Source organism: Streptosporangium brasiliense (genome assembly GCF_030811595.1).
In the GTDB taxonomy this organism is placed as follows: Bacteria; Actinomycetota; Actinomycetes; order Streptosporangiales; family Streptosporangiaceae; genus Streptosporangium; species Streptosporangium brasiliense.
In genome coordinates, this window is the sequence record NZ_JAUSRB010000002.1 from 1,213,606 (window position 1) to 1,236,895 (window position 23,290).

Annotated in this window: 22 protein-coding genes and 2 pseudogenes; 7 read left to right on the forward strand and 17 right to left on the reverse strand. The window is 71.3% G+C overall.

Going from position 1 to position 23,290, the window contains the following annotated elements; translation table 11 throughout:
• Positions 1 to 237: 237 nt before the first annotated feature.
• Positions 238 to 2,235 (reverse strand): hypothetical protein, encoded by a 1,998-nt coding sequence (locus J2S55_RS14105; RefSeq protein ID WP_306860606.1) that lies wholly within the window; start codon positions 2,233 to 2,235, stop codon positions 238 to 240.
• Between the two features lie 810 nt (positions 2,236 to 3,045).
• On the opposite strand from J2S55_RS14105, the gene J2S55_RS14110 reads away from it, so the two are divergent.
• The gene (locus J2S55_RS14110) at positions 3,046 to 3,531 is read left to right on the forward strand and encodes a hypothetical protein (RefSeq protein WP_306860608.1); all 486 of its coding nucleotides are present in this window, start codon (positions 3,046 to 3,048) and stop codon (positions 3,529 to 3,531) included.
• Between the two features lie 53 nt (positions 3,532 to 3,584).
• Here the strand turns inward: J2S55_RS14110 and J2S55_RS48295 are convergent, their stop codons facing one another.
• The 12 genes and pseudogenes from J2S55_RS48295 to J2S55_RS14165 all read right to left on the reverse strand — a co-directional run bounded on the left by J2S55_RS48295 (position 3,585) and on the right by J2S55_RS14165 (position 14,750).
• The gene (locus tag J2S55_RS48295; RefSeq protein ID WP_370879782.1) at positions 3,585 to 4,349 is read right to left on the reverse strand and encodes a site-specific integrase; all 765 of its coding nucleotides are present in this window, start codon (positions 4,347 to 4,349) and stop codon (positions 3,585 to 3,587) included.
• Positions 4,335 to 5,564 (reverse strand): annotated as a pseudogene (locus J2S55_RS48300) (RNA polymerase sigma factor); the annotation flags it as partial. The pseudogene J2S55_RS48300 and the gene J2S55_RS48295, both read right to left, overlap by 15 nt.
• Positions 5,565 to 5,617: 53 nt before the next feature.
• Complete coding sequence (locus J2S55_RS14120) at positions 5,618 to 5,941, reverse strand: YciI family protein (RefSeq protein WP_306860612.1); 324 nt, start codon at positions 5,939 to 5,941, stop codon at positions 5,618 to 5,620.
• 295 nt (positions 5,942 to 6,236) lie between these two features.
• Positions 6,237 to 6,557: an Rv3654c family TadE-like protein gene (locus tag J2S55_RS48305; RefSeq protein ID WP_370879668.1), complete on the reverse strand. Its 321-nt coding sequence runs from the start codon at positions 6,555 to 6,557 to the stop codon at positions 6,237 to 6,239.
• A gap of 265 nt (positions 6,558 to 6,822) precedes the next feature.
• Positions 6,823 to 7,155: a TadE family type IV pilus minor pilin gene (locus tag J2S55_RS14130; RefSeq protein ID WP_306860616.1), complete on the reverse strand. Its 333-nt coding sequence runs from the start codon at positions 7,153 to 7,155 to the stop codon at positions 6,823 to 6,825.
• A 44-nt stretch (positions 7,156 to 7,199) separates the two neighbouring features.
• A complete protein-coding gene (locus J2S55_RS14135) occupies positions 7,200 to 7,436 on the reverse strand; it encodes a DUF4244 domain-containing protein (protein ID WP_306860618.1) in 237 nt (78 codons plus the stop codon).
• 164 nt (positions 7,437 to 7,600) lie between these two features.
• The gene (locus J2S55_RS14140; RefSeq protein WP_306860621.1) at positions 7,601 to 7,927 is read right to left on the reverse strand and encodes a MerR family transcriptional regulator; all 327 of its coding nucleotides are present in this window, start codon (positions 7,925 to 7,927) and stop codon (positions 7,601 to 7,603) included.
• Between the two features lie 665 nt (positions 7,928 to 8,592).
• Positions 8,593 to 9,177: a type II secretion system F family protein gene (locus J2S55_RS14145; RefSeq protein WP_306860623.1), complete on the reverse strand. Its 585-nt coding sequence runs from the start codon at positions 9,175 to 9,177 to the stop codon at positions 8,593 to 8,595.
• 391 nt (positions 9,178 to 9,568) lie between these two features.
• Positions 9,569 to 10,273 (reverse strand): type II secretion system F family protein, encoded by a 705-nt coding sequence (locus J2S55_RS14150; RefSeq protein ID WP_306860625.1) that lies wholly within the window; start codon positions 10,271 to 10,273, stop codon positions 9,569 to 9,571.
• A 374-nt stretch (positions 10,274 to 10,647) separates the two neighbouring features.
• Positions 10,648 to 11,808 (reverse strand): annotated as a pseudogene (locus J2S55_RS14155) (TadA family conjugal transfer-associated ATPase); the annotation flags it as partial.
• A complete protein-coding gene (gene ssd, locus J2S55_RS14160) occupies positions 11,805 to 12,851 on the reverse strand; it encodes a septum site-determining protein Ssd (protein WP_306860627.1) in 1,047 nt (348 codons plus the stop codon). The pseudogene J2S55_RS14155 and the gene ssd, both read right to left, overlap by 4 nt.
• Before the next feature lie 1,125 nt (positions 12,852 to 13,976).
• Entirely contained in the window at positions 13,977 to 14,750 is a 774-nt protein-coding gene (locus J2S55_RS14165) for a Fic family protein (RefSeq protein ID WP_306860629.1), read from the reverse strand.
• A gap of 314 nt (positions 14,751 to 15,064) precedes the next feature.
• Here J2S55_RS14165 and acs point away from each other — a divergent pair, with 314 nt between their 5' ends.
• A complete protein-coding gene (gene acs, locus J2S55_RS14170) occupies positions 15,065 to 17,050 on the forward strand; it encodes an acetate--CoA ligase (RefSeq protein WP_306860631.1) in 1,986 nt (661 codons plus the stop codon).
• An 82-nt stretch (positions 17,051 to 17,132) separates the two neighbouring features.
• Here acs and J2S55_RS14175 read toward each other — a convergent pair whose 3' ends face one another.
• Positions 17,133 to 17,387 (reverse strand): hypothetical protein, encoded by a 255-nt coding sequence (locus J2S55_RS14175; protein WP_306860633.1) that lies wholly within the window; start codon positions 17,385 to 17,387, stop codon positions 17,133 to 17,135.
• A 100-nt stretch (positions 17,388 to 17,487) separates the two neighbouring features.
• On the opposite strand from J2S55_RS14175, the gene J2S55_RS48310 reads away from it, so the two are divergent.
• From J2S55_RS48310 to J2S55_RS14195, 4 genes are read left to right on the forward strand one after another with little or no spacing between them, the layout of a single operon-like run.
• The gene (locus tag J2S55_RS48310) at positions 17,488 to 18,051 is read left to right on the forward strand and encodes a hypothetical protein (RefSeq protein WP_370879669.1); all 564 of its coding nucleotides are present in this window, start codon (positions 17,488 to 17,490) and stop codon (positions 18,049 to 18,051) included.
• Positions 18,052 to 18,077: 26 nt separating this feature from the next.
• The gene (locus J2S55_RS14185) at positions 18,078 to 18,551 is read left to right on the forward strand and encodes a phage holin family protein (RefSeq protein WP_306860637.1); all 474 of its coding nucleotides are present in this window, start codon (positions 18,078 to 18,080) and stop codon (positions 18,549 to 18,551) included.
• Positions 18,548 to 19,471 (forward strand): alpha/beta fold hydrolase, encoded by a 924-nt coding sequence (locus J2S55_RS14190; RefSeq protein ID WP_306860639.1) that lies wholly within the window; start codon positions 18,548 to 18,550, stop codon positions 19,469 to 19,471. Before J2S55_RS14185 ends, J2S55_RS14190 begins: the two co-directional genes overlap by 4 nt.
• Before the next feature lie 38 nt (positions 19,472 to 19,509).
• Positions 19,510 to 19,995 carry a DUF309 domain-containing protein gene (locus J2S55_RS14195; RefSeq protein ID WP_306860641.1) on the forward strand — a complete coding sequence of 162 codons (486 nt, stop codon included), beginning with the start codon at positions 19,510 to 19,512 and terminating at the stop codon, positions 19,993 to 19,995.
• A 47-nt stretch (positions 19,996 to 20,042) separates the two neighbouring features.
• Here the strand turns inward: J2S55_RS14195 and J2S55_RS14200 are convergent, their stop codons facing one another.
• Positions 20,043 to 21,242, reverse strand: a complete 1,200-nt coding sequence (locus tag J2S55_RS14200) for a MarP family serine protease (RefSeq protein WP_306860643.1) — start codon at positions 21,240 to 21,242, stop codon at positions 20,043 to 20,045.
• A 72-nt stretch (positions 21,243 to 21,314) separates the two neighbouring features.
• On the opposite strand from J2S55_RS14200, the gene J2S55_RS14205 reads away from it, so the two are divergent.
• Entirely contained in the window at positions 21,315 to 21,866 is a 552-nt protein-coding gene (locus J2S55_RS14205; protein WP_306860645.1) for a HEAT repeat domain-containing protein, read from the forward strand.
• On the opposite strand, the gene J2S55_RS14210 is transcribed toward J2S55_RS14205, so the two are convergent.
• Complete coding sequence (locus J2S55_RS14210) at positions 21,816 to 22,457, reverse strand: NUDIX hydrolase (RefSeq protein WP_306860646.1); 642 nt, start codon at positions 22,455 to 22,457, stop codon at positions 21,816 to 21,818. The two genes, J2S55_RS14205 and J2S55_RS14210, sit on opposite strands and share 51 nt — an antisense overlap.
• 75 nt (positions 22,458 to 22,532) lie before the next feature.
• Positions 22,533 to 23,258 carry an endonuclease III gene (nth, locus tag J2S55_RS14215; RefSeq protein WP_370879670.1) on the reverse strand — a complete coding sequence of 242 codons (726 nt, stop codon included), beginning with the start codon at positions 23,256 to 23,258 and terminating at the stop codon, positions 22,533 to 22,535.
• Positions 23,259 to 23,290: the final 32 nt, after the last annotated feature.

Sequence of the window (23,290 nt, forward strand, 5' to 3'; positions counted from 1 at the left end):
TCGCCGCCCCGTTCTCCGCCCCCCGAGAGGGTCCTCCGGGGAGTGTGGGGACACCCTGGGCCACCCTCCCCGGAGGGCCCTCCGAGGACTAGGGGACGCCGCAGGAGAGCGCCCCTGCCGCAAGGGGCCCTCCGGGAGTTGCGGGGACACGCTGTGAGGGCCACCGTCCCCGGAGGGCCCTCCGGGACGTACGGCGCCGCAGGTGAGACCGCCGTGAGGCGCGGGCCCGGCAGGAGGTCAGCCGCCACCGGGGACGCGGCGACCACCCGAGTAGGACGGACCGTCCTCGGCCTCCTCCTCGTCCTTGTCGGCGGCCCAGAAGTCGGTCGCCCCCGGCTGCGGGCGCTCCCAGAAACCGCTGTCCTCCATGGACCGGGGCGCGGGCGGGAGGTATCCGTCCCACCGGTCACCGATCCGGACCCCGACCGGGGTGACGGGACCCACCTCGGGGATCGGAGCCGCGACGGGTAGCGCCAGGCGAGCGGGTCCGGGCCGGGGTGCCGGAACGGGTCCGGAGACCGGATCCGGACCGGCGGAAGCCTGCTCGGACGGATCCTGGGCGGAAGCCGGGGAGTACCGGGCGGGAGGCTGCCCGGACGGAACCCGCTGAACAGGAGGCTGCTCGGGCGGAACCGGCCGGGCGGGAGCCTGCTCGGACGGAACCCGCTGGGCGGGGGCTGGAGAGTGCTGGGCGGGGGCCGGCCGTACCGGGGAGTGAGCCGGTCCCCACCGCGCCGAGGGAGGGCGCGCGGAGGACGGCGGCGCCGGGGCCGGCGGGGACTGCCCCGTCTTGACCACCGCGAGGATGACGGCGGGCCGCCGGGGGGCGATCGGGGCGGTGGGCCGCTGAGAAGCGGCTGTGGCAGTGGGCCGTTGAGGAGCGGCCGGGGCGGTGGTGAACCGGGGAGCGGCCGGGGCGGTGGCCGCGCCGGTGTCCCCGGCGGCCCCGGAAGCGGCCTCGGGCGTGCCGTCCCCACCGGGGTTGTTGATCATCGCCGCCGCTCCGGCCCCGCCCGTGCCGCCGTCGTCGGCGGCCAGCAGCCTGCGGCGGACCCAGGCACCACCGTGCGCGCCGAGCAGCAGCAGGATCAGTCCGCCGGCGATGAGGATGCCGTACCGGCTCATCCCGCCGTCCGGCGACTCCGACGACCGGGCCGCGGCCTTGGTGTCCGTGACCGGCGTGAGGTCCGTGCCGGTGGGCGCGGGGTCAGCGGCCGGCTCCGTCCCGGTCTCGGCCGTCGCCGTACCGGCGTCGCGCTTGTCGTCCCGCTTGTCGTCCCGTTCGGCGGACGGCCGCGCTGGGCTGCCGTCCTTGGCCGTGGCCGGACGCCTGGGGGCCTCCGTGGGCGCGACCGCCGTCCTCGGCGACCGGGTCGGGGCCGTCGTGGGCTTCTTGGCGGGGAGCCGCGGCAGGTCCTGGACACCGCTCTGCCGGGCGTCGTCCTTCTTCCGGCCGGTCTTCCCGCTCTGCCGGCCGTCGGCGCTCCCGCCGGTGTCCTGCCGAGCCGTACCGTCCCGGCTCCCGGCGCTCCTGTCGCCGCCGGCGTCCCGGCTCCCGGTGTCCTGGGTGGTCCGCGGCGCCCTGGGGGCGGGGACGGCCACCGAGGCGACGGCCGAGCCGCCCGAGGACAGGGTGCCGCCACCGCCGTCATCGCGCAGTGCCCGCACCGTGAACCCGATCCGCCGACCGGCCGCCTTCGCCGGGACGGACAGGGTCACCCGGCACGAGCCGCCGGAGCAGGCATTGGCCACCCGCACCGAGCCGACCTTGCCGGTCTGGCTGGTGTGAACCGTATAGCCCCGCAGGTCGGGCTCGGCCCCCTTGGCCCAGGTCACCACGGCCTCGTTGCCGTGCAGCCTGGCCTTCACCCCGCTCGGCGGCGCCGGGGGAGCGGCCTGGATCAGGGTTCTGCGGGTCTCGTGCCATCCGGCGCCGAGGAGCTTGCCCCGCTGCTCAAGTTTGATCTCGTAGCTGCCGTTGGGGCGGTCCCGGGGATTCCACGAGTAGGAGACCTTCCGGTCCCCCTTCGCCACCTGCCGGCCGTTGACCGAGAGGACGGCGTCGAACAGCAGATCGACCGTGCCGGAGAGCGTCACCGCGCCGTTGGAGGTGACCCGCGACGGGACGTGCAGCCGCGCTGTGGCCTGCGCCGGACCCGCGGCGGCGAGCACGGCGGACATGGACACCAGCGGTGCGATCGCCGCCACGGCGACCAGCCTGCGGACCGTCGTCACGGAGCCTCCCTTCGTCGAGAGCCGCGCGCCGCCCGGCCGCCCGGAGGAGCCGACGGTCGCGCGACGACCGGACGTGCCGGCCCTCCGGACCGGCTCGCACCGGCCCGGCTCCCCCGGACCCGCGATCGCGATCGGGGCGGACCACTCGACGGCGCCGCGCCCCGGCGACCCGCGATCCACCCTTCCCAGGTCTGAGGGCGGGACAACATGGACCGGGGGTAAGCGGAACCTTACGTGAGATTTCCGACTTTTGGACATGTCGTCTAAGAAGTCGTGATTCGATTGCGACCTTGCCCGCAGGGGTCCGACAAGATCATTCAATCCTCCCTTTTCCCCGGATTCTCACCTCCCCTCACCGGCGCTTTGACGGATGCCCCATGACGGTCCGGCCGCGCGGCCCGGCGGGCCGTTCCGATCGCACCGACACGCTCATCACGTGAATGGATCTCCCGGCGGATGCGGGGCCATATGCCGTCAACTCAGTCATATCTACGGGGCATATCCAATGGATCGACTGGATCGGCACACCGGCCTCCGCAAAAGCCGCCCGGAGATTTCCGCCGGAAAACTCGTACGGCATGCCGCCGTGGCGCGGCGGCGGGAGAACGTGATCGCTCCGCCCGGCCGCGGGCCTGACGGCCGGGTCACCGTTCGATCGCTACCACACCCACGTTTCATCGGCCGCCGAAATGTCCGGAACCTAACGTGTGCGGACGTCGGCCGCGGAGTCTCCGTCGCCTCGACCGCCCGGCGGCCCGACCACGACATCCACGCAGTGTTCCGAGCAGTGTTGCGAGAGGGAGCCCGACGATGAGCGATGAGTCCCCGATCACCGATGACCGCGATCCGGCACAGGTCGTGACCGCGATGGCCGAGCACGTCCTCCGCCTGGCGAGCACGTGGACCGCGTGGGACGGCCGTCCGGCGCATATCGACGGGCGGGTCTACACCCCGCACAAGGCGATCCGGCGGGTGGCCGATCACCTTCTCGATCACCTCGCCGAGATGGAGGCCCGGCTGGCCGGGCACGAGACCATCCCCGATCATTGGCACGCCTCGGCGACCACCACCCCGGCCGACCTCGCCCCCTTCACCGAGCAGGACCTGGACGAGGCCCGCAGCCGCATCACCCGGCTCGCCCAGATCTGGACGGACCGGCTGAACGCGCTCACGCCCGACCAGCTCGACCACTCCCCCGGCAAGGGTTGGACCTTCCGTCAGCTCGCCTTCCACCTGGCCGGATCGACCTACTACGCCGACGCCGTGGGGGAGCTTTCAGCGACGGCCGCTCACTGACCCGGGCCTCCGCCGGGGCGCCGCGGCCCCTGCGTCCGGTCGCCGCCCGGCGGTCAGGGACGGGGCTTGAGCTGCCGGAGGGTGTAGCCGCTGCCCGCCGAGTCCAGGGACTTGGTGGCCTGTTTGAAGAGGTATTCGGCCCGCTCGTAGGACAGGCGGCGGCGGCCCGTCTCCGGGCACAGGTCGGTGTCCGCCGGCATCCGGGCCGGTCCGGGCCGCCGATCGGCGAGGAACAGAGGGCCGCGGGTCCGGCCGGCCACCAGGTGAGGGAGGAGCCGGGCGGTCCCGGAACGCCAGCTCACCCAGGTGTCACCCGCGCGGGCCCGGCGGTCGTCCAGATCCAGGTCCTCGACGTTCAGGGACAGAACGGCCGTCACCCCGGCCGCCGACTCGTGCAGCAGCCGCCACAGGGTCCGTTCGCGCAGCCGAAGGTCGGTACGGTTCCAGAGCGCCTCCAGCTGTGCGGGGTCGATCGTCTCCGTCGGGGTACGGACCTCGGCACGCCGGTCGAGCGCCGCCGCGAGGTGGTCCAGGGACGCCCAGGCTCCGAACGACCGGACGGCCGACCGGTGCCGGTTCCAGGTGCTGGCCGCCGCCTCACCCCAGGCCGTCGCGAACACCCGCGCCACCTGGTCGGCGGTCAGGGCGGCCAGCGGCATCTGATCACCCAGGGTCAGGCGCAGGCGCCGCAGGGTCTGCCCGTACGAGCGGACCGTCCCGGCGTCCAGGTCGTCGCGTCCCAGGAAATCCTGAGCGGCCTGCGCGAGAGTGACACCCGACGTGCCGGAAACAGCGATCTCGTCCGCGCGACGGCGCAGAAAAGCGCGCTCAGCGACGTTCCTGGTGAGAGAGGCGGCCCGCTCGAACTCCAGGCGCGCTTCTCCGTACCGTCCCAGCCGGATCAGGAGATCGCCCCGGACGCCCGGGAGAAGGTGGTAATCCTGCAGCACGGGATCGGCGGTCAACGAGTCGACCAGGTCGAGCCCACGCTGCGGGCCGTACGCCATCCCGAGCGCCACAGCCCGGTTGAGCTGCACGATCGGTGTCGGCAGCACCCGGGCCAGCGCCTCGTACAGGGCCGCGATCTGCCTCCAGTCGGTGTCCTCGAAGGTCCGCGCCTGCGCGTGGCACACGGCGATCGCCGCCTGCAGCACATACGGGCCGGGCGTGCCGTCGATCTCCCGCGCCCGCAGCATCGCGGTGAAACCACGACGGATGAGCAGTTGGTCCCAGCGCCCCCGGTTCTGCTCGTGCAGTTGGACGGGCTCACCCGACGGCCCGGTCCGCGCGGCCGAGCGGGACGCCTGGATCTCCATCAGCGCGACCAGGCCGTGCACCTCGGCCTCGTGCGGTGCGAGTTCGGCCAGCAACCGGCCCAGCCGCAGCGCCTCAAGGCAGAGCCCCGGCCGCATCAGGTCGTCCCCGGAGGTCGCCGAATACCCCTCGTTGAAGATCAGATAAATGACCTCCAGCACCGACGACAGGCGCTCGGCCAGTTCCGAGCCGTCCGGCAGCTCGAACGGCACCTGCTCCTCGGCCAGCGCCCGCTTCGCCCCGGCGATGCGCTGGGCGATCCTCTGCTCGTTGACCAGGAACGCCCGCGCGATCTCCGCGGCCGTCAGACCACCGAGCAGCCGGAGCGTCAGCGCGACCCGCGCCTCGGTCGGAAGCATCGGGTGGCAGGAGATGAACATCAGCCGCAGGACGTCGTCCTGCTCGGGGTCCTGCTGCTGGTCCAGCTCGGAGTCCTGCTGGTCCAGCTCGTGGGCGAGCTGCTCGTGCTTGCGCTCCAGACGCCGGGACCGCCGTATTTGGTCGACGGCCCGGCGCTTGGCGATGGTCATCAGCCAGGCGCCGGGGTTGTCCGGGACGCCTGACTCCGGCCACTGTTCGAGCGCGGAGACGAGCGCGTCCTGGGCCAGCTCCTCGGCGAGACCGACATCGCGCACCAGCCGCGTGAGCCCAGCGATGATCTTGGCCGACTCCAGTTTCCAGACCGCGTCGACCGTGCGATGGACGTCCGTCACGAACACGATGACAGCACCGCCCTCATCCGCTCGCAAACCAGGGCGGCGCCATCAGCGCTTCAGGGGCCGAAGACCTGCTGGATCACGCTCTCGCCGTCACCTACGATCTTGCGGAAACGGCGGGTCAGCTCGATCGCCTCCTCCTTGGAGCGCACCTCGACCAGGGCGAAACCGGCCACGGCCTCCTTGGCCTCGGCGAACGGCCCGTCCATCACCGTGATCTCCTCACCGAAGGACGTCACCCGCACACCGCCCGGCTCCAGACCGCCGGTGGCCAGCAGGACACCCGCCGCGGTCAGCTCCTCGATGAACTTGCCCATCTCCATGTAGAGGTTCTCGTTGGGGGCGGCGTCAGTGGGCTTGGTCGTCATCAGGTAGCGCATGGGGGGTTCTCCTCAGTACTTCTCTTCCGTGGCTCTGCCTACACGTCGGACAAACCTATCTGACAGGGAATCGCGTCGTTCCCTGTCAGATCACGGGTGGCTGACCCCTATGGGCCTGGGAGAGGCACCCGCCCCAGGCAGGGCTCCCCTCCCAGGCAGGGCTCCCCTCCCAGGCAGGGCTCCGCTCCCAGGCAGGGCTCCGCTCCCGGGCAGGGCCTCCGCTCCAGGCCGGGAGGAGGCATCTGCCCTGGGCGGGCAGATCTTGGGGAGGGACAGACCTGGGGCAGGATCCGGATCAGCCGATGAAGCCGGCGATGTGGACGGGTCCGGCGCGCGCATTGGCCATGATCGTCAAGTCGCCCACCACAGGCAGCGAAAGCCGTACGGCCACCTGGACATCGGCGATGCCGTCACCTCCGATGGAGCACCGCATGATCTTCGCTCCGTTCTCTCCGGCCAGCGATGACGCCCGTGCACAGCCACGGTCCGGGGCGGCGAAGGCCAGACGGGCTGCAGCGAGCGCACTCAGATCGGCGGCGCTCTGCGCGCGGTGACGGGCCACCCTGGCCGCGCCGGCGAACATGACCGCCGCGGCCACCGCGAAGACCAGCGCCATGAGCCCGGCCACCCAGACCGTCGCCGCGCCCCGATCGCCCCCGCGCGTCTCCCGGAGCCATCGACACGCACCCCAAGGCCCACGACACACGCCCCGGAACTCGCAAGAGGCACCCCAGAGCCCTCGACACGCACCGCCCCGCGCCCCGACCTCATCCTCTGTCGCCGTCAGCCTCACCGCTCCGTCCACAGCGCTCCCGAACTCCCGGCGCGAGGCGCCCACTCCATCGCCGCCCCCACAGCGCCCTCACCGCCGAAGACCTGTCTCATCGCTCAGCTCCCGGCTCGGTGGCGGAGACCGCGGTCGCCCGGACGGTGACGGCCGGAAGTGAGGCACCCCAGCGGGGTCTGACGCTTGCCGAGACCTCCACCCGGGTCACCTCCGCGCTCCGGGTCACCATGACGTGCGCGCCTGCTGGGGCGGCTGCCAGAACGCCGCCCCGCACCCGTTCCAGCGATTCACCGCGCGAGGCGGCACGGGCTCCCATCCGGGCCGCGTCCACGCACTCCAGCTGCGCACCGACCGCCGCCACCCCCCACAATGCGGCGGCCAGCATCACCACGACGGCAGGCAGGACAACCGCGGTCTCCGCGGTCACCGATCCCTTCGATCCACCGGCATGGGCGATCGGCCCCACGGGGGTCACCCGGCCACGTTCAGCGCCCGGTTGATCAGCTCCGAGATCATCTGTTGGACCTCCGGACTCGACACCACCTTGAAAAGGAGGGCGGCGAAAGCGCAGGCGGCTATCGTGCCCACTGCGTATTCAGCGGTGGACATGCCTCGATCGCGGCCTGGGCCAGTGATCAATGGTGTCCAGCGGGCGCGCAGCCACCGCAGCCGATCACGTCGGACGCCGCCGACGGTCGATTGAGCCATCGTTTCCTCCCGGAAATCCAGCCAGGCCCAGCACCCGGCATCTGTCGCACCAGATTTCCTTATGGACAGGTGGCCCTGTGGACACGAACAGCGTTCTGTGGATTTACGCCATCGCCTGTGGACAACCACGGGCAGCGGTCGCCGGGAGATCCGGGCAACCGCCGTCACGCCGATTCCATGCGCTCCTTCAGCTCGGCGTTGAGCCGCAGAGCTTCCGTCAATTGATCTTCCAGAATGATGATGCGGCAGGCTGAGTCCAGACTGGTCCCCTGGTCGATCAGCTCGCGCGCCCGGGCGGCGAGACGGAGCTGGTGGCGGGAGTAGCGGCGATGGCCGCCACTCGACCGCTGCGGCTCGATCAGCTTCGCGGCGCCGAGGCTGCGCAGAAACGCGGGGGTGACGCCGAGCATCTCCGCGGCCCGGCCCATCGAGTACGCGGGATAGTCATCGTCGTCGAATTTGTCGGCCGGAGCCGAAGAGGCTGGAGCCATTGCACCTTCCGAGAGCGCGGACAAGGGCCCCGGTGCTACAGCACCGAGGCCCAGAGAGTTTCAACACCATCTACCGACCATTATGTCGGCTTTCGATTTCGCACAAACCTCCTCGTATGGGCAGTGCGCTGGATCGCATATGCGTAACCGGAGACCACCTTCCATCTCGTGGAGCTGCGACACCCGCGTGGCATTTCCGCGCCCACTGCGGGTGATCTTGATGGCGCTCGAATCTCTCCTTCCTCTTATCTGCACACTTGTCGTTCTTTCAGGGCGACCGACTGGCCGCCTGGCGACACTTCGCCCGCCGGAGCTCCTTCCCTGACACCCCGTCGAGCTTGAGCGCGCCCCCAGCCTTCGCGGCAGGCCACCCTGCCGCGTCAAGCTGATCTTCACTTGCGGTAAGCCATAGACTATCCGCTGAACCTGAGAATGTCTACATTGATCACAACAGATTTATATTGATCATCGACCCATATAATCTACGACACGAGGCGACGCCCCCTCCGGCGCAGCCCGGCGCCCCCGAGGCCGCCGGCGGATTGGATGCGTCCGGCGGCCATCACGCACACCGGAGGCACTGGAAGCAGCCTTCAACATCTGTCCACAGATCCCACTCCATCTGTGGATAACTATGGGACAACCGAGATAATCCTGTGGATAACTCAAGGAATCAGCACGCCACCGGCGAGTCCTGCCACGACGGGGATGATGCCGAGAACGACGAAGGCAGGCAGGAAACAGAGTCCCAGCGGGGCGACAGCCTGGACCCCGACCCGTCGGGCAGCCGCTGATGACACGGCACGGGCGGCATGGCGGGAGTCGTCGGACAGCCTGGTGAGGACATCGGCCACCGGGGCGCCGCTGAGGGCGGCCCGGCTCATCATGCGCGCCAGGGGAGCCAGCGGACGTTCGGCTGCGAGAGCCTGCCAGGCGTCCTCCGGGGTGGCCCCCAGCCTCAACTGCCCGCTCACCCAGGCCAGCCGGTCGCCGAGCGGTCCGCCGACCGCCTCGACGGTGACGTCGATGGCACCGGTGATCGGCTGTCCGGCGCGCAGGCAGGAGACCATGAGGTCAGCCGCCAGCGGCAGGTCTGCCGCCACCCGCTCCCGTTCCCGGCGGAGCCGGGGCGACTCCCGCCTCCGAACGGCGATCAACGCGACCGTGGAGCCCGCCACCCCCACGGCGGCTCCCGGCACTCCACCGACGACGAGAAACACCATCAGCCCGATGGCGGTGGAGAGTGCCATCTCTCCCCGGCTCGGCCGCCGCCTACCGGACGGACCACGGACCGCCCCCGTCTGAGGAGAGAACGAGGGCATCCCGGCCCCCGGCACGGCCCCGGCCAACCGAGCTGGAGAAGTCAGGCCCCGCCGGGCCCGGTGGAGCCGCTCGGCAGGATCATCGGGCGGGGTCCACAGCCACCCGGCGATCCCGGCAAGGACGACGGCAAGCAAAACGGTCAACTCTGGCTCCTCACGATCAGCCGACTACGGAACCGCTCAGACAGCACGCGGACGCCACTCGGGCGCCGCGTTCCGAACGCGGGTCAGACAGCACTCGGGCGCCACGTTCCGAGGCAGGGGGACGCCGGGAGATCGGGCGGTCCGGCTGTCCGGCGCGGCGTGGGCCGGTGAGAGCTCAAGCCTGCTGCGCATGGGCGACCAGACGGTGGGTCCACCACAGGCCACAGCCGTCGAGCGCGAGGCCGATCGCCAGGCAGCCCACACCCGCCGGGCTGCCGAACAGGAAGTGCAGCGGCCGCATGCCCAGACCCGCCGCCATCAACAGGCCGAGCACAGGGAGTCCGGCCAGCAGGCGGGCGGTGGCCCGGGGGCCCGCGAGTTGGGCGGCGACGTCCTGTCGATGGGCCTGTGCCTCACGGAGGGAGGTGGCCAGGCGGTCGACGAGGACGGACAGGCCCGCTCCGACGTTCACGCTCACCTTCCAGCAGGCGGCCAGCCCGCGGAATGCCTCGCCTCCTTGCTCCGGCGCCGCGGCCAGCAGCGCGGCGGCCACGTCGCCGCCGTCCCTCGCCGCAGCGATCAACGGCCGCAGCACCACCGGATCGGGAAACTCCGCGGCCGACACGGCACGGGCCAGCGCCTCGCCCGCCGTACGCCCGGCGGCCAACTCCGCCGCCAACCCTTGGCACAGCTCGATCGAGGCTGTCCGCCAGGCAGCCGTACGCCTGGAGGGCCGCGAGCGGCCGGTGAACAGTGCCGGCAGAGAACGTGATCCGCTCCGGGTCTGTTGCCGTATCCACCGCAGGCGGGCCGTTCCCGGGTCGGGCCCGGCCCACAACCACGCGGCCAGGGCGGCGAGGAGCACGGCCAGCGTCGTCATGGCAGTGCTCCCAGGACATCCGGGGTGAGACCGCCCCGCGCCAGTCCCGAAACGCCCGGAACGCCCGGAACAGGGTCGGCCGGCGACAGCCCCGGCACACCCGGAGCGGGACCACACGGCGACATCTCCAGGACATCCGGGATGAGACCGCCCGGCGACACCCCCAGGACATCAGGAGCAGGGTTGGTCGGCGACAGCCCGGGACCACCCGGAACAGAGCCGCCCGGTGACAGCTCCAGGACATCGGGGACCGGGGCGGGTGGCCGGGGGTGTGCTGCTGGGGGGACTTCCGGCTGTTTGCGGCGGCGGTCGGGCCGGGTGGGTCCGTATGGTCGGCGCGCAAGGCCGGGGAGCGTGGAGAGGATGGGGGCCCGGGCCATGAGGGCGGACAGACCCGGGCCGGTGGTCGCGCGGCCGTCCGGGGAGAAGGTGAGGGCCGGTTCGGCGTCGACCAGACCTGAGGGGCGACGGGTCATCATGCAGATCTCGGCCACCCGCCGGCGGCCGCCGGTGTGGTCGCGAGCGAGGTGGATGACGACGTCCAGGGCTGCGGCGATCTGGCTGTGAACCGCCTCGCGGCTGAGACCTGCGGCACATGCCAGGGCCTCCAGGCGGGGTGGCACATCGGTCGCGGTGTTGGCGTGGAGGGTGCCACAACCGCCTTCGTGGCCGGTGTTGAGAGCCGCGAGGAGATCGACGACCTCGGCGCCCCGGACCTCGCCGACGACGAGACGGTCCGGGCGCATGCGCAGCGCCTGACGGACGAGATCACGCAGGCAGACACCACCGGCCCCCTCAAGGTTGGCCGGGCGCGACTCCAGGCGCACGACATGAGGGTGGAGCGGTCTCAGCTCGGCCGAGTCTTCGACCAGCAGCAGCCGGTCACCGGGATCGGCCAGGGACAGCAGAGCCGACAGCAGGGTGGTCTTCCCCGTGCCCGTGCCACCGGTGACGAGGAAGGCCAGCCTCGACTCGATCACCGCGGTGAGGACGGGGACGGTGCCGGCCCTGATCGTGCCGGCCTCGACCAGATCGGGGAGGGTGAAGGTGCGGCGGGGCGGGAGCCGCAGGGACAGGCAGGTGCCTCCGGCCGCCACGGGTGGCAGGACGGCGTGGAGCCGGACGCCTCCGGCCAGCCGGGCGTCGACATAGGGGCACGCGTCGTCCAGACGCCTGCCCGCGGCGGAGGCGAGGCGCTGGGCGAGCCGCCGGACCGCGTCTTCGCCGGGGAAGACGACCGGGGTCCGGCGCAGCCCGTGACCGTCGTCGACCCACACCTCACGCGGACCGTTCACCAGCACATCGGTGACATCGGGCTCGGCCAGCAAGGGCTCCAGCGGACCGGCTCCGATCAGGTCGGCGCACAGGACACGTGCCACCGCCAGGATCTCCGCGTCGCCGAGCACCGCCCGCTCCGCCCGGAGGGCGACCGCGACGTGCGCGGCGCTGGGCTCGACCCCGGTCCGGGCCAGCCGTATCCGGACCGCCTCGACCAGCTCGGGTGAGACTTCCGTGGCGGTGCCGGGCCGCCTCATGTCTCCGCCACGAGCAGCGAGCGCAGGAACGAGACGCAGAACCGGCCGAGAAAGGTGCGGCGGCCGAGTGGGGGGACGTCGCCGCGGTTGAGGGCGGCGGCCAGGCGGGGCTGATCGGGGAGGCTGCCTGCGTACGGCATGCGGAGCGAGGTCGCCACCACCTCGTCGTCCAGGACGCCGCCGCGCACGACGGCCCGCACCTCTCCGGTGTGCTTGCGCAGGCCGGCGAGCACCTGGGCCGCCGCGAGCACCCCCCGGACGTCGGCGGTGACGACCAGCAAGGTGGTGGAGGCCCTGGTGAGTGCCTCCACAGCGGCCTGGTCGGGATGGCGGGGCAGGTCGACGACCACCAGGTCGAAGCCCCGCCGTCCCGCTTCGAGGACCGAACGCATCGCCTCGGCGGGGATGGGCTCGACCTCGCCGCGGTGGAAGGAGAGGAGGGTCAGCTCGGCGAAGGTGGGCAGAGCCGCCTGGAGCGCGGTGAAGCTGATCCTCCCCTCGCGGGCGACCAGGTCGGACCAGCGCGCCCCGTCGGCCTCCTCCTGTCCGAGAAGGAGATCCAGGCCGCCGCCGAGCGGGTCGGCGTCGACGAGAAGGGTGCGGAGATGCTGTCTGGAGGCGCTCAGCGCCAGCGAGGCGGCGAGGACGCTGGCCCCGGCTCCCCCACGGCCGGCGGCGACACACACCACCAGCCCCGCTCTGGCCGCCGGCTCCACGACATCGGCGAACTCCTCGACCAGCTGCCGCTCGGCCGAGGGCAGCTCCAGCACGGCCTGGGCGCCGACCGTGACGCACTTCCGCCAGGTGTCGGGATCCTCGGGAGTGCGGGTGACAAGGATGACCCGGTGCCTGGGCGGCGGTCCGGTGGCGGCCAGGGCGTCGGCCATGTCGCTGCCGACGACGACCAGCGGGGCGCGGTTCCAATGGGGCCGGGCGTGTGCGGGCGCATGCGCGACATCGAGCTCGGCTCCGGCCGCTGCGGCGACACGGAGCAGGTCGTCAAGCAGATCGTGGTCCTCGGTGATGACCAGAGGGCGGTCCAAGAGTGCCTCCCTGAAGTGCGGAGGACCCACTTTCCGGGAGAGCCTGCCACGGCGAGGCCGCCGAACGCCGCTCTGTGGACAGCCAGAAGGGGCTGACGTCGTCTGTGGACAGTTGTCTGCCGACAGGTGTCGTCCCCGCCGCACCGCGCGGAAAGTACACCCTTGTGAAGGGAGCCGGACGGCTCTGCGGGGGCGGGTGCGGGTGCGGTCCTGGACGATCAGGGGCGGCCGGACGTTCCGGGAAACGGCCGGACGTTCCGGGAAAAATGGCGACCCCCGCCGGGGGGGAGAGCGGGGGCCGCCAACCGGTCCGGCTCTGGGGGGGTAGAGCCGGTCCTGTTCGGAAGAAAGCTTCAGTCGTTCACCGGAGCATGGCAAGCGGATTGCATGGCCAACCCGTGCACAGTCACTCCGGTATGGGGAGATACCACCTCATGCTGCCCGATCAAGTTGAGTTTCGTCGAGGAGTAATCTCCAATTTCCGCCACCTTTTTTTCATGGGTAACAGTTGAGTTGCGACTCAGCCTTCAATGGGACACGCTCTACGTCGATCCGTTTTCGATCATCCAGGACCACAGGGGCTGTGGACCACATCTGTCCCGATTTGCACCCTCAAGAGCACGGCGCGGCATAGATGGCGATTCGTCCACGAATGTCCCCTGATCTGTAAAGGTCTTGGTTTCAGGGGTTCCCCTCAGCCAGGATCAGGCATAGAAAGGTTGCACGGACCAGTTGTCCGGGCACGGCCGCCGGGTACCCACGTGCCGCCGAGCCGCGGGAGGCACCGTCAGGACGGGCTTGTCCCGTCCCGAGGATTATCTGGTGCACGCTTGGTAACCCGGCTGGAAGTGCCGGCGACGGCGCCCCATACCAGGGGCGCCGTTTGCTGTGTGGGTCCACTGAGGTGCAGGCCCACTGAGATATGGGCCCACTGAGATGCAGGGTCGCTACGGCACGGGCCTGCTACGGCACGGGCCGCTGCGGCGCGGGCCCACTGAGGTGCCGGGCCGCTGCGGCGCGGGCCTGCTGAGATACAGGCCCGCTGAGACACGAGCCCGCTGAGACACGGGCGAAGATGTTCATGATCAGCCGCGAGCGATCGCCGTCGGCCGCAGGCGGTCGAGATCAGCCGCGCTGCATGGCCTCGCATATCGCCGTGGCCTCCCGGACACCGAGGGTGACCGCCGAGGCGCAGTGCCGCACCCACTCCGCGACCCCGTCGGGGGTCCCGCTCAGATAGGCCCGCAGGCTCTCGGCGTAGGCCGCCCCGAGTTCGAGATGGCCCAGCTCGACGGCCGCCAGTGACTTCGGGTCCAGGCCGAACTCCACGAGCGTCAGCCGTTCGGCCGCCCGGGCGACCACCCCGTCCGCCGACCCGAACGGGCGCAGCACCACCAGCTCGGCGTGCACGATGGCGGCCAGCACCAGCGCGGGCGCCTTGGAGGTCCTGGTGACCAGGTCGACCAGCCCGTCGACCCGGGCCACGGTCTCCTCCGGCCCCGGCGCGGCGCCCAGGCCGAGGGGGTCGGGCGTCTCGGCGGCGGTCCGGGGACGGCCGAGGTCTTCGGTGAGGCCGGCGGCCGCGAGGGTGTGCAGCCTGGCCAGCACCTGGCGGGGGGCCGTGCGCCAGGTCGGGCCGAGCCGCCCCAGCTCGGCCGAGACCCGCAGCGCCCCCTGGACGACGGGGTCCGTGACCTCCGGGATGGCCTCAAGCGGGACGTCCACACCGTCGAGGGCGGCGGACGCGCGGGCGCCGCGCAGCGCCGATCTGGCCGACACCTCCGGGCTCTTGCGCCGTAGCACGCGATGCCCGTAAAGCCGGTCCACGGCCTTGCGCGCGTCGGTGACCGCCTCCGGCACTCCGGGAAGTTCGGCGATGACAGCCAATGGGTCGCTCACGTTCCCCGACCCTACCGGCCAGTCAACAAGGCCCCGACCGCGCCACCGAAACCGGCGGCGGACCGTTCGGCGAACGCATACCGCCGTCCAGCGCACCGCCGTACTAAAGCGCACGGAATAACGCCTTCTACATTCCTATGGTGTCGAAAAGGCAACGTTTCTGCCCCGCGATTACCCGGCGTTAAGGCGTTTGTGAACCGCTATGACCCCTATCACCGATTGGTACAGACCTGTCTAGACCTCTTGTGGCAAGCCCCTCTGGCCTGGTGAAGTGGGACACGACCAGTCACCTAGCAGTACGTAAGGAGTGCGCAGTGGCCCCGGAGACACCTGGTTCCGAGTCGCGTGAGACCCAGGAGACCTTGTCGAACCTGCTGCACGAGACCCGGCGGTTCGCACCTCCTGCCGACCTGGCCGCGGCCGCGAACGTGACCCTCGACGCCTACGCCGAGGCGGAGCAGGACCGCCTGGCGTTCTGGGAGAAGCAGGCGGACCGGCTGAACTGGTCCAAGCGCTGGGACTCCCCCCTTGAATGGAACGCGCCCTTCGCCAAGTGGTTCGTCGGCGGAGAGCTCAACATCGCCTACAACTGTGTCGACCGCCACGTCGAGGCCGGTCGCGGCGACAAGGTCGCCTACCACTGGGAGGGCGAGCCGGAAGGCGACAGCCGTACTCTCACCTACTCGGACCTGCAGCGCGAGGTCGCCAAGGCCGCCAACGCGCTGCAGGAGCTCGGCGTCGGCAAGGGTGACCGGGTCGCCGTCTACATGCCGATGATCCCCGAGCTGCCGATCACCATGCTCGCCTGCGCCCGCATCGGCGCGGTCCACTCGGTGGTGTTCGGCGGCTTCTCCTCCAGCGCGCTCAGCGGCCGGATCCAGGACGCCGACGCCAAGGTCGTGGTCACCGCCGACGGCGGCTACCGCCGGGGCGCGCCCAGCGCCCTCAAGCCGACCGTGGACGAGGCGGTCAAGGAGTGCCCGGGCATCGAGCACGTCCTGGTCGTGCGCAGGACCGGTCAGGAGGTGGCCTGGACCGAGAAGGACGTCTGGTGGCACGACCTCGTGGACCGGCAGTCCGACGCCCACCAGGCGCAGGCCCACGACTCCGAGGACCCGCTCTACATCCTCTACACCAGCGGTACGACCGGTAAGCCCAAGGGCATCCTGCACACCACCGGCGGCTACCTGACCCAGGTCGCCTACACCCACCACGCGGTGTTCGACCTCAAGCCGGAGACCGACGTCTACTGGTGCACCGCCGACATCGGCTGGGTGACCGGCCACTCCTACATCGTGTACGGCCCGCTGGCCAACGGCGCGACCAGCGTCATCTACGAGGGCACCCCGGACACCCCGCACCGCGGCCGGTTCTGGGAGATCGTGCAGAAGTACAAGGTCACGATCCTCTACACCGCCCCGACGGCGATCCGCACCTTCATGAAGTGGGGCGACGACATCCCCGCCAAGTACGACATGTCGTCCCTGCGCATCCTGGGCAGCGTCGGCGAGCCGATCAACCCCGAGGCCTACGTCTGGTACCGCGAGCACATCGGCGGCGAGCGCTGCCCGGTCGTGGACACCTGGTGGCAGACCGAGACCGGCGGCATCATGATCAGCCCGCTGCCCGGCGTCACCGCCGCCAAGCCCGGCGCGGCGATGCGCCCGCTGCCCGGCATCAGCGCCGACGTGGTCGACGACCAGGGCAACACCGTCGGCAACGGCGGCGGCGGCTTCCTGGTGCTCCGCGAGCCGTGGCCGGCCATGCTCCGCACGATCTGGGGTGACGACCAGCGCTACATCGACACCTACTGGTCCCGCTTCGAGGGCATGTACTTCGCCGGCGACGGCGCCAAGAAGGACGAGGACGGCGACCTGTGGCTGCTCGGCCGCGTCGACGACGTCATGCTCGTCTCCGGCCACAACATCTCCACCACCGAGGTGGAGTCGGCCCTGGTCTCCCACCCGAAGGTCGCCGAGGCGGCCGTGGTCGGCGCGACCGACCCGGTGACCGGCCAGGCCATCGTGTCGTTCGTGATCCTGCGCGGCAACGCCGAGGAGAGCGCCGACATCGCCACCGAGCTCCGCAACCACGTGGCCAAGACCCTGGGTCCGATCGCCAAGCCGCGCCAGATCCTGGTCGTCCCCGAGCTGCCGAAGACCCGCTCGGGCAAGATCATGCGGCGCCTCCTGCGCGACGTGGCCGAGAACCGCAGCATCGGCGACGTCACCACGCTGGCCGACAGCACGGTGATGAACCTCATCTCCGAGCAGCTCCCCAGCGCCAAGAACGACGACTGAGCGGCGGCGAGCGCCGTCCGGAAGGCGCGGTCCCCGATGCCGGGACCGCGCCTTTCCCGTGCGGACCGCCGCCGACCGTAGATCACGCCACCGCCACGGAGCACGGACCACCGAACACGCCGCCGCGGGCTACCGGGCACGCCACCGCCACGGACCATGGGTCACGGACCACGCAGGCGCGGCCACGGGCGCGGGCCGGTTGGGCCGTCCCCGCGGCCACCGTCGCCGCCGCCCGCTTCACCCGGCGCCCGAACGTCCTGGCCCTGCCGGCCGAGTAGCGGTCACCGCCGTGTACGGCCTGCCGCAGGCCGGACGGGTCCCCGGACTCCGGTCCCACCGACCGCCCCTTCCTCGTCCGGTGTCTCGTCGGGACGGCCCGGTGTCTCGTCGGGACCGGCGGCGTTCACACGGCCGTCGCCGGGGTAGCGCCGGGCCTGATGACAAACGTGCACAGCGGCCCAGGCGAGGGAAGCTCCCCCGCCGAGTCGGCCGACCACCGCGTCCACCCGTTCTCGGCGGACCGGACGGCGTCCGCGTCCGTGCCTGCGTCCATGTCCATGTCCGCGTCCATGCCCGCGTCCGTGTCCATGCCTGCGTCCGTGTCCATGTCCATGCCGACATCCGTTCCCGCAGGGGTCACGCTCGGCGCTGAGGCCGTCGGCGCGGTGGCCGCCCACCGGGTGGTGCCGGGGGTGACCGCCGGACCGGTCGTGGGTAAGTTCCTCCATGTCTTCGGCGGGGCGCGGCCGGCCGTACGGCCCGGCTTGGCCAGACTGTCGGAGGAACTGCACCGGCGGGGACACGGCCACCGTCTCGATAGCGGCCGCGATCGGGCTCACCGTGTGCCTGCTCATCGGCGACCGGGCCTACGGCGACGGCCCGGAACGGGTGGACACGGTGACCACCGGGGTGCTCCTGGCGAGCACCACGGCACCGGCCTCGCGGCGATCCTGCTCCGGGGGCGCGTGCACAACCACCTCAACGCGCAGGATGATGTCTGATACCGGCGCTTGATAGGAGATCGTTCATGACACTGAATCCACCCACGGAGCCGCAGGAGGAGTCACTGGGCGCGCTGGTCGCCGCGGCCAGCGACCAGATCTCCACCCTGGTGCGCGCCGAGATCGAGCTGGCGAAGAGCGAGCTGAGGTTCGACGCCAAACGGGCCGGCATGGCCGCGGGGCTCTTCGGCGCCGCCGCGTTCATGGCCCACCTGTGCCTGATCCTGGCCTCCTTCGCCATCGCCTACGCCATGGTCGAGCTGGGCGTGTGGACATGGCTGGCCTTCGCCATCGTCACCGTGTTCTACCTGCTCGTGGCCGGGCTGCTGGTCTTCCTCGGCGTCCGGCGGCTCAAGGGCCTGACCGGGATGAAGCGGACGCTGCGCTCGCTCAAGACCATCAAGAGCGGCGAGAGCGGGCTCGGCCCCGTCGCGCCGCCCGCTTCCCCCACCGCGGGCCAGGTCGGCACGCACCGCGAACCGGTGAGACCAGGCCAGTGAGCCGCCCCGACGAGTCCCTGGTCAGGTTGGAAGGCCCGTGGACCCACCGCTCCGTGCACGCCGGGGGCACCCGCTTCCACATCGTGGAGGCCGGCAAGGGCCCCCTGGTGCTGCTGCTGCACGGATTCCCGCAGTTCTGGTGGAGCTGGCGCAACCAGCTCGTCTCGCTGCCCGCGGCGGGCTACCGCGCCGTCGCCGTCGACCTGCGGGGCTACGGCGCCAGCGACAAACCACCGCGCGGCTACGACCTGCCCACCCTGGCCGGTGACGCGGCCGGGCTGGTCCGGGCGCTGGGCGAGAGCGGTGCCATCGTCGTCGGCCACGACTGGGGCGGGCTGCTGGCCTGGACGATGTCCGTGCTCGACCCCAAGGCGGTCCTCCGGCTCGTCCCCGTCTCGGCCCCGCATCCGCGCAGGCTCCGCTCGGCGCTGTTCGGCGACCCGTTCGGCCAGCTCAGGGCGGGCGCCTACGCGCTGGGGTTCCAGCTTCCGTTCCTGCCCGAGCGCCGCCTGACCGCCAACGAGGGCGCGATGGTGGGACGGCTGCTGGAGGAGTGGTCCGGGCCGGGCTGGCCGGAGAAGGAGGTGGCGAAGATCTATCGCGACGTCTTCCGCATCCCCACCGTCTCCCACTGCGCGGTGGAGTATCACCGCTGGTTCGCCCGCTCCCAGCTCCGCCCCGACGGGCTGCGCTACGCCAGGACCATGCGGAGCGCGATCGCCGCGCCCACTCTGCAACTGCACGGCGCGCTGGACCGGCACATCCTGCCCCGCACCGCCCAGGGCTCCAGCCGCTACGTGGCCGCCCCCTACCGGTGGCGGCTGATCGAGGGGGCGGGTCACTTCCCGCACGAGGAGCGGCCGGAGGAGTTCGACGCCGAGCTCATCGGCTGGCTGTCCGACCCTGAGCCCGACCGATGACCGTGAGACCGACACCCGGAGGGGAGGCTCCACGACCGATGAACGCGAGAGACCGTGATCCCGATGGCAGGCCCCCGACCGCGAGAGATCGGGATCCGGACGGCAGGCCCCGCAACCGGCGTCCCCGGGACGCCTTCGGCCGCCCGCTGCCCCGCGGGGCGGAGGGCGTGGAGCGCGTCCCGGACGACTACGCGCCCAGCGCCGACGAGGCCCTCGCCGAGGCGCGCCGGCTGCTCGGCGAGAACCGGCCGTTCCACGCCCATGAGGTTCTCGAAGGCCGCTGGAAGACCGCTCCGGAGCAGGAGCGGGAGCTCTGGCAGGGACTGGCGCAGATCTGCGTCGGCCTCACCCACCTCCAGCGGGGCAACCGGCGCGGGGCCACGGCGCTGTTCGCCCGGGGCGCCGACCGGATCAGCCGGTACGGCATGCCGTACGAGGAGATCGCCCTGACCGCCCGGAAGCTGGGCGGCGTGGACGGTCCGGACGCCGGGGCGGCCATCGCCGCGATCAGGGACCTGCTCTAGCGGGACCCGGCCCGCACGACCACGGACCCGCCCCAGCGGGACCCGGCCTAGTCGTTCTGGTCGCACTCCTGGGTGTCGACCCGGTTGAACAGCTTGGAGCCGTCTTCGGCGTCCGGCGACACCTCGGCCGCGGTCAGGACGTAACCGGTCTCCTGTTGGTCGAGCGCCGCCGCGAAGACGACGCCGTAGACGCGGCCGTCGGGGGTGAGCAACGGCCCGCCGGAGTTGCCCTGCCGGACCAGGCCGCGGATGGCGTAGACGTCGCGGACGACGGTCTTGCGCTCGTAGATGTCGCCGCCCTTGGCCTTCTGCTGGACCCGGATGCGGGCGGCGTTCATGGTGAAGCCGTGACCGTGCGGGAAGCCCGCGACGATGGCGTCGTCGCCCTTCTTGGCGGTGCCGTCGAAGCGCAGGATGGGCATGTTCAGGCCGGGGACGTGGAGGATCGCGATGTCCCTGTCGGGGTTGTAGAGCACCACCCTGGCCGGGTGGGTGTTGTTGAGGTAGTCGGTGACCTGGAGGTCCTGGTCGACCCCCGCGACCACGTGTGCGTTCGTCATGATCTTGTTCTGTGAGTAGACGAACCCGGTGCCCTCGATGTGCCGGCGGCAGCTCGACGCGACGCCCTGGACCTTGACGATGCCCCGGCGGGCCCGGGAGAGCTGCGCGCCCTTGGGCACGCTCTGGTCGGGCGGTTCGACCTCGACGAGCTGGCTGCCCCCTATGGCGTCGAACACCTTGGGGAAGCCGGAGGTGTCGATGAAGTCCTTGAACGGCTTCTGGAAGTCCTTGGCCGCCTTCGGCATCGCCTGGTCGACGGTGCTGATCAGCAGGGATTTGTTGACCTGCTCACTCAGCAGGGTGAACTGCGAGAAAGTGATCAGTGACCCGATCAGCCAGGCGATGATCAGCACCGAGAACGCGCTGGCGAAGGTGCCGCCGACCGCGTCGACCACCTTGGCGGGCTCCCAGGTGACGTGGCTGCGGACCACCGCGCCGATCGTCGAGGACGCGAACTGCCCGATCGTCGCGGTGAGGAAGACGATGACGATGGCCAGCAGCGCCCGCTCGGTCTCGCCGTCGATGATGGCGCCGGCGATCGGCGGGGCGATGAAGATGCCCAGCAGCCCGCCGCCGACGAATCCGACAAAGCTCAGGGCCCCGATGATGAACCCCTGGCGGTATCCCGACACCGCGAAGGCCACCATCAGGGCGATCAGGATGAGATCGAGGAGATCACCGCTCACCCCTTTACGGTATCCAGCCGCTGCCCCGCGCGTGCACCCCTTCTGGTAGGTCCCTGCGGTTATCGTGGTCATATGGCAACGATCGGGGGGTCGGCGGCCGTGGAGTCTCTCATCGAGACCGCGCTGCGGGACCAGGACCACGACGGCACGATCCGCTGGCACGCGATCACCATGCTGCACGCGCGGGGCGACCTGGAGACCTTCACCGCGGCCCGGCGGCTGTGCGCGGGCGACAGCGCCGCCGAGCGGATGCTCGGGGTCGACATCCTGGGCAGGCTCGGATTCGTCGACCGGAGCCTGCCGGTGCTGCGCTTCCTGGCCGCCAGCGAGGACGACCGCATGGTCCTCTACTCCGTGCTGATCGCCTTCGGCCACCTCAGGGACCGCCGCGCGCTGCCCTCGGTGATCGCCCTGGGCGAGCACGTCGACCCCAGGGTCCGGTACGGCGCGGCCTACGCCCTGCCCAACATCATGGGCAGTCCGCCCGACCCGATGGGCCTGGCGGCTCTGCAGCGGCTGGCCAAGGACCCCGACGACGACGTGGCCGACTGGGCCCGCCTCGGCCTGGCCCTGTCAACGGGAGGCGAGGTTGACGACGTCGGGGGGCAGATCCTCGATCCGTGACCGGTCCCAGGGGAGCGCGAAGCCCGAGTCGGCGAGCACCCCGTCGAGCACTCCCGCGGTGAAGCCCCAGACCAGCAGCCCCCGCACCCGGAACGCGGGGCTGGAGTAACCGCTCGGGGTGCGCAGGTTGAGCCGGTTGGCCGGGTCGACGAGCTCGGTGATCGGGACGCGCTCCACCGACTCCACCTCGTCGGGTGAGGCCGCGTGCACCACGCAGGGGGTGTGCCACCAGCCCAGCACCGGGGTGACCCGGTTCTCGCTGTGCGAGACGTACAGTTCGGGCATCGTGCCGACCACGTGGACGCCGGACGGGTCGAGGCCGGTCTCCTCCCGGGCCTCGCGCAGCGCGGCGGCGATCGGGCCGCCGTCCTCGGGATCCACACCGCCGCCCGGGAACGCGGGCTGCCCGGCGTGCCGCCGCCCGCGTGAGCTGCGCTGGATCAGCAGCACGTCGGGGCCGGACGGCCCCTCGCCGAACAGCATCAGCACGGCCGCCGGACGCCCGCCCGAGACCGGCGGGCGCAGCCGCCGGGGCACCGGTGCCCGCGCGACCCGTTCGGCCAGCGTCTCCAACCATCCGGGCACTTCCACGGGCACACCTCCGGTCTCTGCAACACGGCGACCCGTCCTGTGCTTCCCGGATCGCGGGAGCGGTCGCGGGAGCGGTTACGAGAAGGGGCCGGGGCGTACCAGTTTGGCGGCCTGGACGGGGTCGGTGGGGCCGATGCCGTACGAAGGGCAGAGCGCGGCGAGCGGGCAGACGCCGCAGGCGGGCCGGCGGGCATGGCAGATGCGGCGGCCGTGCCAGATCAGCCGGTGGGACATCATCGTCCAGTCCCGTTTCGGGATGAGCTCCGCGACGACCTGTTCGATCTTGACCGGGTCGGTCTCCGCGGTCCAGCCGAAGCGGTGGGTGAGCCGCTGGAAGTGCGTGTCGACGGTGATGCCGGGGACCCCGAAGGCGTTGCCGAGCACCACGTTGGCGGTCTTGCGGCCGACGCCGGGCAGCGTGACGAGGTCTTTGAGCCTGCCGGGGACCTCACCGCCGTGCCGGTCGCACAGGACCTGGGCCATGCCGATGATGCTGTTGGTCTTGGCCCGGTAGAAGCCCGTGGACCGGATGATGTCCTCCATCTCGGCCCGGTCGGCGCCCGCGTAGTCCTCCGCGGTCTGGTACTTCGCAAAAAGGATTGGGGTCACCATGTTGACCCTTTTGTCCGTACACTGCGCAGATAAGATCGTCGCGACCAGCAGCTCCAGGGGGTCGCGGAAGTCGAGTTCGCAGTGTGCGTCTGGGTAGGTTTCCACCAGAATGCGATCCATCCGCCGGGCGCGACGGACCAGGGCAAGCTGGGATTCACCAGCGCGGCTGACGTTGCGGGGCACCCGCACAGCCTACGCGCAAGGGCCCCTTGAGAGTCGCT